Here is an 11,846-nt window from a genome sequence, read left to right on the forward strand (position 1 = left end):
GACCTTATTGTCACGCAACCGGTCGGAATTCGGGCAATCCTCTCACAATTCGGGTTCCTGTCATCACTTAATCGTCAACTGTGCGACGACGCCATGAAGATCGCCTTTTACGCCCCCTTGAAGTCCCCCGCCCATCCGGTTCCATCCGGCGACCGGCTGATGGCGCGCCAGATCATCGCGGTATTGAAGATGGCAGGACATCAGGTCGAGGTCGCTTCCGAACTGCGCAGTTTCACGCCGGGTCCTGAAGCTGAACCACGCAAGGCGATCGCGAGACAAGCGCAAGCCGAAGTAGCGCGTCTGCTCGAGCGTTTGCAGAGCGGAACGGTACCCGATCTATGGTTTACCTATCATCCCTATTACAAGACACCCGATCTCATCGGCCCACCCATCGCCAGGAGGTTGGGCATCCCCTATGTGACGGCCGAGGCTTCCTACTCCCGCCGTCATGATGAGAAAGGCTGGAGCGAGAACCAGCGCCTTATTGCCGACGCGGTAAGGCTTGCCGCCGTCAATCTGTGCTTTACCGCGCGGGACCGGATCGGGTTGCTCGACGCGATCCCCGACGGTCGCTATGAGCGCTTCTTGCCCTTCATCGACGCCACGCCATTTGCATGCTCTTCCCCAGATCCGCGACGACTGATTGCCGTGGCGATGCTGCGGAAGGGCGACAAGTTTGACAGCTACACCATGCTGGCGAGCGCGCTCGATCTTATCCGCGATCAGGATTGGAGCTTGACTATCATCGGCGATGGGCCGATGCGGGCCGAAGTCAGGTCGATGTTTTCCACATTCGACGAAAGCCGCATCCTCTGGCGCGGAGAGTGTTCCACCGCAGAGATCGCGCAAGAGCTGGCGACCGCCGGCCTTTACGTCTGGCCCGGCTGCAACGAAGCCTATGGCCTCGCCTATCTGGAGGCGCAGGCGGCGGGACTGCCCGTCGTCGCGCAGGCAACGGCCGGCGTGCCGGAAGTGGTGATGGCGGACAAGACCGGACTTTTGACGCCGGAAGGCAATATCGAGGCCTATGCCGACGCCATCGCCCAGCTTTTGAACGATCCGAGCCGGCGACAGGCCATGGCAGATGCAGCCTATGACTTCGTTCATCACGAGCGCTCGCTGACCGCCGCGTCAAAACGTTTGGAAACCATTCTTCGAAACTATCTGGGAGACACCTATTATGAGCGATAGAGCCGATTGGCAGCCCCTGCGCGACGAACTGCGGCGATGGGGCGAGGCCGGACGAAAGGTGAAACTCTGGTTCCGCGACGACGATGCCATCGAGCCGACCCCTGCTCTCGACCGGCTTCTCTCGCTTGCCAATCGTTTCGACGTGCCGATGGCTCTTGCGATCATTCCGGGACCGACGGGCGAGGCACTCGCCGAGCGCCTGGCGCGCGAAAACCGCGTCACCGCCACGGTGCATGGCTGGACGCATCAGAACTATGCGCCTGACGACACCAAGAAGCAGGAACTCGGCCTGCACCGGCCGCAGGAGATCGTGCTCGACGAACTGCATCGCGGCTTCGACAAGCTCAAGGCCCTCTATCCACGGCAGTTCGTGCCGCTGCTGGTGCCGCCGTGGAACAGGATCGATGATGCGCTGCTGCCGCATCTCGCGCCCTTCGGCTATCGCGCCGTCTCCGTCTTCGGATTGGCAAAGCGAGCTCCTGTCGGCCTGATCAACACGCATATCGACATCATGAGATGGCATGGGGTGCGTGGCGGTTTACCACATGCCGAAGTGATCGGACGTCTCGTGGAAGAACTCCAGATTCGTTTCGATGGCCATGACGAACCGATCGGGGTGATGACGCACCATCTCGTCCATGACGATCTCGCCTGGAATTTCGTCGAGACCCTGTTCGAGGAGACGGCCGGCCATGCCGCCATCGAATGGCGGCCGGTCGGCAACTTCGTGCACTAGTCGTCGTATTGCGCTTAGCCGAGTTCTTGGGCAAGTCCGATGAGAAGCCCTTCAGGCCCACGGATGTAGCAGAGCCGATATGCGTTACCATACTGGACGACTTCGCCGACGAGCTGCGCGCCGCGTGTGCTGAGCCTTTCAAGCGTGTCGTCCATGTCGTCGACGGCAAACATGACACGGAGATAGCCTAGGGCGTTGACCGGGGCATCCCGATGATCCGCAATGACAGGCGGCGCAAGAAAACGGGAGAGCTCGAGCCGGCTGTGTCCATCCGGGGTACGCATCATGGCAATTTCGACGCGCTGATCGCCCAGTCCTGTGATACGCCCGGCCCACTCTCCCTCAATGGTAGCCCGCCCTTCGAGCTCAAGGCCAAGTTCGCGAAAGAAATCAATCGCCCTTCCGAGGTCTTCGACGACAATTCCTACATTATCCATCCGTTTGACGGCCATTTCCGCAATCTCCGGGGTATCGTTTCAGTCTACAAGGTGCCCCTTGGCCCGATAACGGACGCCTGAGGCACCCCGTCTCCAAACGGCATTTCAGAGCTGCAGCGACTGTCCGTCAAAGGCGAAGAACGCTTCGGGGAAGCTCTTCTGCGCATCGCGCTGCATGTCATCCAGTTCGCGGTCCGTGCGGCCGGGCGCGTGATGGAACATGGCAAGCCGCTTGGCGCCGGCCTTCTTGGCGAGCTTGATGCCCTCCTGCCATGTTGAATGGCCGAAGCCCAGATATTTCGGCATCTCCGCTTCCAGATAGGTCGCATCATAGATGGCGAGGTCGGCATCGGCCATCAGCGCAAGCGCGGCTTCATCCAGCCGCCCCGTCACATGCTCGGTATCATAGACCATGGCGATCACCCGGCCCGCCCATTCGATGCGATAGCCGATGCAGCCGCCGGGGTGGTTCAGCCTCGTCGTATGGATGACAATGCCCGGATGCGGCTTCAACGTATCGCCGGCAGCGAAATCACGGAAATTCATCGTCGCGCGACAGATATCGGGTTCAACGGGAAACCATGGCGGCCGCATGAACTGGCCGATCAACTGTCGCGTCGTCGTCTTGCCCGCCAGATGGCCCGACCAGAGATCGACGCTGACGCGCGGATCATAGATCGCGTTGAAGAAAGGCAGACCGATGATGTGGTCGTAGTGTGAGTGGGTGAAGAAGAGATCGATATTGCGAACCCCTTCTTTGGCAAGGGAGGCGGCTGCTTCGCGCAGACCGGTCCCGGCGTCGAATAGGATATGCCTGCCGTCATGCCGTAACTCAATGCACGACGTATTACCGCCGTACCGCTCAAATTCCGGTCCCGATACAGGAATGCTCCCCCGTACGCCCCAAAATTTCAGCTCGAAACTATCGTTGTTCATGGAAGTTTTTACACCATTCCCCTTTCGGTCAAAAAAAGCACACTTTTGCTATCGTGCGAAGCCAGCAATTTCTAAAAGTCGTGCTGTGGTAAAAACTGGATCTCATCGGTCAACCGACACAGATCGTCGGACGGGTTGCCGCCAACGGATCGCACAGACCTAATATAGGTATGAAATGGCAGAATAGATAAGGGGCGGGGATTTGCAGGCAAGCCCGAGTTATATTAGCTAGCAATGAAAGACGAATCTTGGGAGGTACCAAGAAGATTTGGGGAAACTTGCGCTCCCCTTGTCCTACAGCGTCGCGGCCGACCGTGCGGCTTGTTCGTAATAGCCGGACAACGCCCTGAGATGTGAGGCAATATCGGAGAGGCCGTCCTGCGAGAGACCGGATACTTTCGTCGCCTCGACGAGCAGCCGCTCGCGAATTTCAGTATAACGCTTCAGCGCATCCAGGCCCTTGTCTGTAACGCTGATCGTCTTTTCCTTGCCCGCCTTGCCGCTTTTGACGAGGCCCCCCGCCTCCAGCTTCTTGATGGCGTAATTGGCCACATGCGTATCTTCGATATCGAGGACGAGGCAGAGATCGGCAAGCGTCTTCGGCCTGTCGCGATGCCGCACCGAATGAATGATCAGGATCTCGATCGGCGAAAGGCCAGGCACGCCGGCGGCCGCCATGCAGCGCACGAGCCATCGATTGAACGCGTGGGAAAAGAGGATCGATCCGTATTCCAGCTCCGACAGGGCCGGCGAGCTGCCACCGGCAAGATGGGCTGACGAAACGATCAATTCTCGACGTTTGCTCTTTTCCTCGGACGTCACCTGAAAACTCCTTCGAACCGGATCAAGGCCCTGCAGATTCGACAGGCCGAGCAGGCAATACCGCTCGGCTCCGGCTTTACGTTCCTATTCGTCCCGCTTTCCATAGCCGCCGCCCGTGGGGGTGACGACCGTGAAGGCTTCGCCCGCCTCAAGCACGGTGTGCGCCGAACCGATCAGCTCTTCGATCTTGCCATCGTTGCGGCGGACGTAATTGCGGCCAGTCTGTCCGGCTTCGCCGCCCTTGACGCCGAAGGGCGCTACGCGCCGATGGCCGGACAGGACCGCGAATTCCAGCTTTTCGCGGGTGCGGATCGTACGCTGCGTGCCGTTGCCCGAATTCCACTTGCCGCGGCCGCCGGAGTTCGGGCGAATGTGGAAATCCTCCAGAACGACCGGGAACCGTGTCTCGAGAATTTCGGGATCGGTCAGGCGCGAGTTGGTCATATGCGTGTGGACCGCATCGGCGCCATTGAAGCCCGGCCCTGCCGGCGCACCGGAGCAGATCGTCTCGTAATATTGATAGGCATCGTTGCCGAAGGTCAGGTTGTTCATCGTGCCTTGGGCAGCTGCGAGCGCCTCGACCGCGCCGAACAGGCAGTTGGTCACCGCCTGGCTGACTTCGACATTGCCGGCAACGACGGCAGCCGGATATTTCGGTGTCAGCATCGTGCCTTCGGGAATGATGATACGGATCGGCCTGAGGCAACCAGCATTCATGGGAATGTCCGCCTCAACGAGCACGCGGAAGACGTAGAGTACTGCGGCGCGCGTGACCGGCTGCGGTGCGTTGAAGTTATCCGGGCGCTGCGCGGACGTGCCGGTGAAATCGACCGTCGCCTCGCGTTTGTCCCTATCGATCGCAATCTTGACAACGATCTTGCAGCCCTGGTCCATCTCATAGCTGAATTCGCCATCCGACAGACGGTCGAGGACGCGGCGCACGCTTTCCGCCGCATTGTCCTGAACATGCCCCATATAGGCATCGACGACATCTTCGCCGAAGTGCACGATCATCTTCTTCAGCTCGGCGACGCCCTTTTCGTTGGCGGCGACCTGGGCCTTGAGATCGTTGATGTTCTGCGCGAGCGTTCGCACCGGATAGCGCGCACCCGTCAGCAGCTTGGTAAGTTCTGCCTCACAGAACCGGCCGCGATCGAGCAGTTTGAAATTGTCGATATAGACGCCTTCCTCCTCGATATGCGTGGCGAGCGGCGACATCGATCCCGGCGAGATACCGCCGATATCGGCATGATGGCCGCGGCTCGCGACCCAGAAGCGGATCTTCTTACCGGCATCGTCGAAGACCGGCGTACAGACGGTGAGATCGGGCAGATGCGTGCCGCCATTATAGGGCGCGTTGATGAGGAAGACGTCGCCCGGATGAATGACGGCGTTTTCACGGATCGCGGTTGCGACGGACGCATCCATCGATCCCAAATGAACCGGCATATGCGGCGCGTTGGCGACCAGATTGCCTTCGGCGTCGAAGACAGCGCAGGAGAAATCCAGCCGCTCCTTGATATTGACCGAATAGGCGGTGTTCTGCAGCGTCATGCCCATCTGCTCGGCGATCGACATGAAGAGATTGTTGAATATCTCCAGCATGACGGGATCGGCCTTGGTGCCGATGGCATTGCGTTCGGGCAGAGCCTTGACGCGCTTGAGGACGATGTGATCCTTGACCGTCAGCTGCGCCTGCCAGCCATCTTCGATGACGATCGTCTGGTTCGGCTCAATGATGATGGCCGGACCTGTAACGGTCTGGCCGGGCTTGATCGCCTCGCGCAAGACAACAGCCGCTTCGTGGCTCTCGCCGTTCGAGTAGAAGGCGGTGCGGTTTGCAGCTTGCGCCTCACCTTCGGCCTCGGCTTCGAGCTCGACGGCGATATCGGCAGCCGCGCCGCCGATGGTTTCGATCTCGACAGCTTCCACGACGAGCGGTTTATCTTCGGCAACGAAGCCGAAGCGGCGCTTGTGCAGCGTCTCGAATTGGCTACGCAACCGTGCCGGATCGTCGATTTCCAGGAAGGTCGTCTCGACGGCCAACAGGGTATCGGTGCCGGCATAGCGGATATGGGCACGCTGAACCGTCTTGATCTCAGCCGTTGCGACGCCCTGCGCTTCCAGTTCGGGCACGCATTCGCAGCGCAATTCGGTGCCGAGTGCTGCGATGGCCGCCGGTGCAGCATCATCGAGCGAAACGCCGAGCGCCTTCTGGCGCGTTGCCCTGATATCGGCAAGCCCCATGCCATAGGCGGACAGAAGGCCGGACATTGGGTGCAGAAGGATGCTCTTCATGCCGAGCGCGTCGGCAACCATGCAGGCATGTTGGCCGCCAGCTCCACCGAAGCAGTTAAGCGCATAGCGCGTTACGTCATAGCCGCGCTGAACGGAAATCTTCTTGATCGCCTCGACCATATTGGCAACGGCGATGCGGATGAAACCATCGGCGACGTCTTCCGGGCTGCGACCATCGCCGATCTCAGCTGCGAGTGCTGCAAATTTGGCGCGCACCGTTTCGACATCGAGCGGCTGATCCTGGTTAGGCCCGAAGATGGAGGGGAAGAATTCCGGTAGCAGCTTGCCGGTCATGACATTGGCGTCGGTCACAGCCAGCGGGCCGCCATTGCGATAGCAGGCCGGTCCTGGAAAGGCGCCGGCCGAATCCGGGCCGACGCGGAAACGATCGCCATCGAAATGCAGGATCGAGCCGCCGCCTGCGGCCACGGTATGGATCAGCATCATCGGTGCGCGCACGCGGACGCCGGCCACTTCCGTCTCGAAGGCACGCTCATATTCGCCGTCGAAATGCGCCACGTCCGTCGACGTGCCACCCATGTCGAAGCCGATGACATTGGCAAAGCCGGCCTGTTCGCCGGTCTTTGCAAGGCCGACCACACCACCGGCCGGGCCAGAAAGGATGGCATCCTTGCCCTGGAACATATCGGCGGCCGTCAATCCGCCGGAGGACATCATGAACATGACGCGCGCACCGGTACGCTCGACATCGAGTTCGTCGCAGACCTGGCGGATATAGCGGCCGAGCACCGGCGAGAGATAGGCGTCGATAACAGCCGTATCCCCGCGGCCGACGAGCTTGATCAGAGGCGAAACCTCATGGCTGACGGAGACCTGCTCGAAACCGATGGATCTCGCAATCTTCGCGACGGCAGCCTCGTGCGCCGGGAATTTATAGGCGTGCATGAATACGATGGCGACCGAGCGATAGCCCTTGGCGAGGAGGTCACGCAGTGCCGCTTCTGCTGCCTTCTCATCCAGAGCCAGCTCGACGGTGCCGTCGGCGAGCACGCGCTCCTCGATCTCGACGACCTCTTCATAGAGCGCTTCCGGCTTGACGATCTCGGTCGCGAAGATCTTCTTGCGCTCCTGATAACCGATGCGCAGCGCGTCCCTGAAACCCTTCGTCGTCACCAGCGCAAGCCGTTCGCCCTTGCGCTCGAGCAGCGCATTGGTGGCGACCGTCGTGCCCATGCGGACTTCGCCGATCGCCCCTTCGGGAACCGGCTCGCCCTTGCCGAGACCAAGATGGAGGCAGATGCCGTGAACGGCCGCATCGCGGTAAGCCTCGGGATTTTCCGAGAGAACCTTGCGGGCATGGAGAGCGCCAGACGGATCGCGTCCGACCACATCGGTAAAGGTGCCGCCGCGATCGATCCAGAAATCCCAACGACCCGAAATGTTCTCCGACAAACCCGCCTCCAGCAGAACGACGCCAACAATGATAATATATCGATAAATCGTCAACGTTTTGTCGTCAACATGAATTGGTGAGTTCGATCATTGTTGACAGTTTTTGTCCGCATCACTCCTGGTGAAGCACGATCTATTCCTCGGAGCGGCTGGTTCCCTCGCGATCTCCGTCGTATCGTCTGGCGAGCGGAAACGGCGGCAACCAGGATTCGCGGCGAACGGTCCAGAGCTCGTAAGTCGGCTTCAACTGATCAGGGGCATCGAAAGACCCGAGATTCACTTCAATTTCGTCCGCGCTCCTTGAGAAAACGGATGAGCCGCACTGAGGGCAGAAAAACCGGCCGGCGTAGCTGCGTGTTTCACCGTCAATCGTCACCGCATCCTCGGGAAAAATTGCGGAAGCATGGAAAAGCGCTCCGTGATGCTTGCGGCAATCAAGACAATGGCAAATCCCGACCCGATAAGGGCGCCCCGACGCCGCTATTCGTACCTTGCCGCACAGGCAGCCGCCGGTGAAACGGTCCATGCCACACCTCCTCCATAAGCAAGCAGGCGGAAAGTTTACGACAAACGGAACAGTCGCCGCAATTGCGCATCGCGGCATCGCTCTATCGCAAAGACGTGTTGTTATTGGCTCAGCCGAAAAAGGCGGGTGCGCTAATGCAATCCGCCAACGCCGAGCAGGCGCTCGACCGCGTGATGATCCTGAGCGAGCGCCTCGGGCGTCCCCTTCCAGGCCAGCCGGCCGCGCTCCAGAATGATGACGTCGCTTGCAAAATCCAGTGCGCTCTGAATGCGCTGCTCGACGAGCAAGATGGTCATATCGCCCGACTTGGCGAGCTTGGCGAAGGCGGCCATCAGCTCCTCGCAAATGACAGGGGCAAGTCCTTCCAACGGCTCGTCCAGAAGCAGGACGGAAGGACGGCCAAGGATGGTGCGAGCGGTCGACAGCATCTGCTGCTCGCCACCGGAAAGCTGGCTGCCGAGATTGCGGCGACGCTCCTTCAGGCGCGGGAACATATCATAGGCCTCCTGCAGGGCGCTCCTCGGCCGCGCCTTCAGCCCAACGGAGAGATTTTCCTCCACCGTTAGCGTCGGAAAGACGTCACGTGTCTGCGGCACATAGCCGAGGCCCTGATGAGCGCGTCTGGCACTTGGCAGACCGGCAATATCGGCCGAACCCAGCCGGATGCGGCCATCGTAGCGCCGGGTCTGACCGGCGAGCGTGGCAAGCAGCGTGCTCTTGCCCATGCCGTTGCGGCCGAGCACGGCAAGCCTGCCGCCGGCCGGCACGGAAAAGGAAACTCCTTCCAGCACCCGTGTCGGCCCATAGCCGGCCGACAGATTTTCGACTTCAAGCGGCGTGGCCGGCATTGGCGTAGCTCCCCAGATAGGCTTCGCGCACACGCGCATCCTGCGTCACGTCTTTTGGCGAACCATCGAATATGATCGTACCGGCGGCCAGCACCACCACGCGCTTGGCGAAGCGGAAGACGAGATCCATGTCGTGCTCGATCATCAGCACGGCGAGATCTGCGGGCAGATCGGCCAGCGCCTGCTCGATGCGGCCGGTATCGCTTTGCGGCACGCCGGCGGCGGGTTCATCCAGTAACAGCACTTTCGGCTTCAGGGCCATGGCAACGGCAATTTCCAACAACCGCTGCTGGCCATAGGCGATCTCGCTGACCCTGCGATGCGCAAGCACAGCGAGGCCGAGCGTGCCGAGCAGTTCCTCGGTCTCGGCCATGACATCGGCCATGGAGAGGAAATTGCCGAACATGCGGCCGGAACGGCCCGTCCGCTGCAGCACCGCCATTCCGATATGCTCGGCCGGCGTCATGTCCTGAAACAGCCGCGTCACCTGGAAGGAGCGCACCAGACCGCGACGGACCCGGCCGATGGCATCGATCCTGTTGACGTTCTGCCCGGCGATGCGGACCTCGCCGGAATCGGCAGGCAGATTGCCCGTGACGAGGTTGACGAAGCTGGTCTTGCCGGCACCGTTCGGGCCGATTAGAGCGACGCGGTCTCCCGGCGCCATCGACAGGCTGACATTGTTGGTCACCGTCAGGCCGCCGAACGCCTTTTTCAGGTTGCTGACCTCGAAAATCGCGCTCATACCCGCGCCTCCCTGCGACGGGCGACATAGGCGGCGGTGGTGCCGTAGATGCCCTTGGGCGCGAAAAGCACAACGAGGATCAAGAGCGCCCCGACGATCGTCAGCCAATGGAAGGGATTGGCGGCGGAGACGTAGTCCTCGAAGAGCATGAAGATCAGCGTGCCGACAAGCGCCCCGAACAGCGAACCGGTGCCGCCGAGCACGAGCATGACCAGCGCCTCGGCCGATTGCGTGAAGGACAGGCTGTCGAGGCCGACGACCTGCGTCGAGATGGCATTCAGCGCACCGCCGACGCCGGCTACGGCGCCGGAAATCATATACATCTTGATCAGCGTCATCTTCGGCGAGGCGCCCATCGCGCGGATACGCAGAGGGTCCTGCCGGATGCCGCGGCAGAGCATGCCGAAGGGCGAGCGAACCAGAAAGCGCAGCAGCACGAGCACGATCAACAGCAGCGCAACGCCATAGAAATAGGCCGTATGCCCGTAAAGATCGAATTCGAAAACACCAAACAGCGGATCGGCTGAAATGCCCGACAATCCGTCGCTGCCGCCCGTCCAGCTCGATGCCTTGTTGGCGAATTCATGAAAGAGATAGACCAGCGCGATCGACAGCACGAGTTGCGGCAGTCCGTGTGCTCTCAGGATGACGACGCCACAGATCAGCCCGGCGACGGCTCCGGCGACGATACCGGCAAGCGTCATCAACAAGGGATCATTAATGCCATATTGGGCTGATGCGATGCCAGCCGCATAGGCGCCGGCACCGAACAGCGCGGCATGACCGAGAGTTGCCACACCGCAATAACCAGTGACGAGATCGAGTGACAAGACGAGAAGCGCGATCGCGATCAGGCGGGTCAAAAGCGCGAGATTATCCGGAAACAGCAGATAGCCGGCCGCAGCCACGACGATAACGACTGCAACAGCGATCAGATCCTGCCCCAATGTACGATGTCTGCTCACGATCGGTGTGGCCTCTCTTTCAAGGGTCAGAGCCATGTTACTTCATTCTCCCGGCAAAGCCGCGCGGGAAGACGCAGACGATGGCAATGACGGCCAGATAGAAGAAGAATTCCCCATATTCCGGCATGAGGTAACGGCCAGTCGTATCGATGCAGCCAAGGATGAGGCAGGCGAGCAGCGCGCCCGAGATCGAGCCGGCGCCGCCAACGGAAACGACGACGAGGAAGGTCACCATGTAGCGCAGGGCATAATAGGGTTCGACCGGCAGAAGCTCCGCACCTACGACGCCGCCGAAGGCGGCCAGTCCAACGGCAATCGCGAAGCTGACTGCGTAGACGATTTCCGTCCTGACGCCGAGAGCGGCCGCCATCGCGGCGTTATCGACGGAGGCTCTGAGCTTCACGCCGAAGGAGGTCTTCTCGATCGTGTACCAAAGGGCCAGGGCGACGATGAGGCCGCAGACGATCGCGAAGATGCGATGCGTGCCGATGGTGCGGAAGCCGAGATCGACGGAGCCTTGCAGGCTGCCCGGCAGGGGAATGGTCTTCAAGGTCGGGCCGAAGACGTAGTTGGCGATACCGATGATGCAGAAGGTGATGCCGATCGTCATCAACACCTGCGTCAACTCCGGCGCGCCATAGATACGGCGGTAAAGCAGCCGCTCGATCGGGATGGAGATGATCACCGTGCCGACCACCGCCAGCAATACGGCAGCTGCATAACCAAGACCAAGGTCGTGCGCGGCATAAGAGGCGATATAGCCACCGATCATGGCAAAGGCGCCATGGGCCAGATTGACGACACGCATCAGCCCCATGGTGACAGAGAGCCCGATGGAGATGACAAACAGCACCATGCCATAAGCGAGGGCATCGACTGCTATGCTGAGCACGGTTTGCATTGATATCGCTGGTCCGGTTGTTGTAGCG

11 protein-coding genes are annotated in these 11,846 nt (G+C 60.7%); 2 read left to right on the forward strand and 9 right to left on the reverse strand.

The window, feature by feature from the left end; genetic code table 11:
- Positions 1 to 93 precede the first annotated feature (93 nt).
- Together AC13Q5_RS25745 and AC13Q5_RS25750 are read left to right on the forward strand one after the other, a co-directional pair.
- Positions 94 to 1,191 carry a glycosyltransferase family 4 protein gene (locus AC13Q5_RS25745; protein WP_457882388.1) on the forward strand — a complete coding sequence of 366 codons (1,098 nt, stop codon included), beginning with the start codon at positions 94 to 96 and terminating at the stop codon, positions 1,189 to 1,191.
- Positions 1,181 to 1,927: a polysaccharide deacetylase family protein gene (locus AC13Q5_RS25750; protein ID WP_457882389.1), complete on the forward strand. Its 747-nt coding sequence runs from the start codon at positions 1,181 to 1,183 to the stop codon at positions 1,925 to 1,927. The genes AC13Q5_RS25745 and AC13Q5_RS25750 overlap by 11 nt, the downstream gene beginning before the upstream one ends.
- A 14-nt stretch (positions 1,928 to 1,941) precedes the next feature.
- Here the strand turns inward: AC13Q5_RS25750 and AC13Q5_RS25755 are convergent, their stop codons facing one another.
- From AC13Q5_RS25755 to AC13Q5_RS25795, 9 genes are all read right to left on the reverse strand, one after another.
- Positions 1,942 to 2,379, reverse strand: a complete 438-nt coding sequence (locus tag AC13Q5_RS25755) for a VOC family protein (RefSeq protein ID WP_488503613.1) — start codon at positions 2,377 to 2,379, stop codon at positions 1,942 to 1,944.
- Between the two features lie 90 nt (positions 2,380 to 2,469).
- The gene (locus AC13Q5_RS25760) at positions 2,470 to 3,300 is read right to left on the reverse strand and encodes an MBL fold metallo-hydrolase (RefSeq protein WP_075852708.1); all 831 of its coding nucleotides are present in this window, start codon (positions 3,298 to 3,300) and stop codon (positions 2,470 to 2,472) included.
- Positions 3,301 to 3,594: 294 nt separating this feature from the next.
- Entirely contained in the window at positions 3,595 to 4,122 is a 528-nt protein-coding gene (locus tag AC13Q5_RS25765) for a winged helix DNA-binding protein (protein ID WP_075852709.1), read from the reverse strand.
- Positions 4,123 to 4,206: 84 nt separating this feature from the next.
- A complete protein-coding gene (locus tag AC13Q5_RS25770; RefSeq protein WP_488503614.1) occupies positions 4,207 to 7,833 on the reverse strand; it encodes a hydantoinase B/oxoprolinase family protein in 3,627 nt (1,208 codons plus the stop codon).
- 133 nt (positions 7,834 to 7,966) lie between these two features.
- The gene (locus tag AC13Q5_RS25775; RefSeq protein WP_488503615.1) at positions 7,967 to 8,359 is read right to left on the reverse strand and encodes a GFA family protein; all 393 of its coding nucleotides are present in this window, start codon (positions 8,357 to 8,359) and stop codon (positions 7,967 to 7,969) included.
- A 131-nt stretch (positions 8,360 to 8,490) separates the two neighbouring features.
- Positions 8,491 to 9,207, reverse strand: a complete 717-nt coding sequence (locus AC13Q5_RS25780) for an ABC transporter ATP-binding protein (protein ID WP_457882393.1) — start codon at positions 9,205 to 9,207, stop codon at positions 8,491 to 8,493.
- Positions 9,188 to 9,952 (reverse strand): ABC transporter ATP-binding protein, encoded by a 765-nt coding sequence (locus AC13Q5_RS25785; protein ID WP_488503616.1) that lies wholly within the window; start codon positions 9,950 to 9,952, stop codon positions 9,188 to 9,190. The genes AC13Q5_RS25780 and AC13Q5_RS25785 overlap by 20 nt, the downstream gene beginning before the upstream one ends.
- Positions 9,949 to 10,953 carry a branched-chain amino acid ABC transporter permease gene (locus AC13Q5_RS25790; RefSeq protein WP_488503617.1) on the reverse strand — a complete coding sequence of 335 codons (1,005 nt, stop codon included), beginning with the start codon at positions 10,951 to 10,953 and terminating at the stop codon, positions 9,949 to 9,951. Before AC13Q5_RS25790 ends, AC13Q5_RS25785 begins: the two co-directional genes overlap by 4 nt.
- Before the next feature lies 1 nt (position 10,954).
- Positions 10,955 to 11,818 (reverse strand): branched-chain amino acid ABC transporter permease, encoded by an 864-nt coding sequence (locus AC13Q5_RS25795; protein ID WP_149635176.1) that lies wholly within the window; start codon positions 11,816 to 11,818, stop codon positions 10,955 to 10,957.
- Positions 11,819 to 11,846: the final 28 nt, after the last annotated feature.

The organism is Martinezella sp. CNPSo 3964, from assembly GCF_057784375.1.

What these genes read in the sequence shown, in the direction of transcription:
- AC13Q5_RS25745 (WP_457882388.1), top strand. Translation starts at nt 94, where the DNA reads ATGAAGATCGCCTTTTACGCCCCCTTGAAGTCCCCCGCCCATCCGGTT.
- AC13Q5_RS25750 (WP_457882389.1), top strand. Translation starts at nt 1,181, where the DNA reads ATGAGCGATAGAGCCGATTGGCAGCCCCTGCGCGACGAACTGCGGCGA.
- AC13Q5_RS25755 (WP_488503613.1), bottom strand. Translation starts at nt 2,379, where the DNA reads ATGGCCGTCAAACGGATGGATAATGTAGGAATTGTCGTCGAAGACCTC.
- AC13Q5_RS25760 (WP_075852708.1), bottom strand. Translation starts at nt 3,300, where the DNA reads ATGAACAACGATAGTTTCGAGCTGAAATTTTGGGGCGTACGGGGGAGC.
- AC13Q5_RS25775 (WP_488503615.1), bottom strand. Translation starts at nt 8,359, where the DNA reads ATGGACCGTTTCACCGGCGGCTGCCTGTGCGGCAAGGTACGAATAGCG.
- AC13Q5_RS25780 (WP_457882393.1), bottom strand. Translation starts at nt 9,207, where the DNA reads ATGCCGGCCACGCCGCTTGAAGTCGAAAATCTGTCGGCCGGCTATGGG.
- AC13Q5_RS25785 (WP_488503616.1), bottom strand. Translation starts at nt 9,952, where the DNA reads ATGAGCGCGATTTTCGAGGTCAGCAACCTGAAAAAGGCGTTCGGCGGC.
- AC13Q5_RS25790 (WP_488503617.1), bottom strand. Translation starts at nt 10,953, where the DNA reads ATGGCTCTGACCCTTGAAAGAGAGGCCACACCGATCGTGAGCAGACAT.
- AC13Q5_RS25795 (WP_149635176.1), bottom strand. Translation starts at nt 11,818, where the DNA reads ATGCAAACCGTGCTCAGCATAGCAGTCGATGCCCTCGCTTATGGCATG.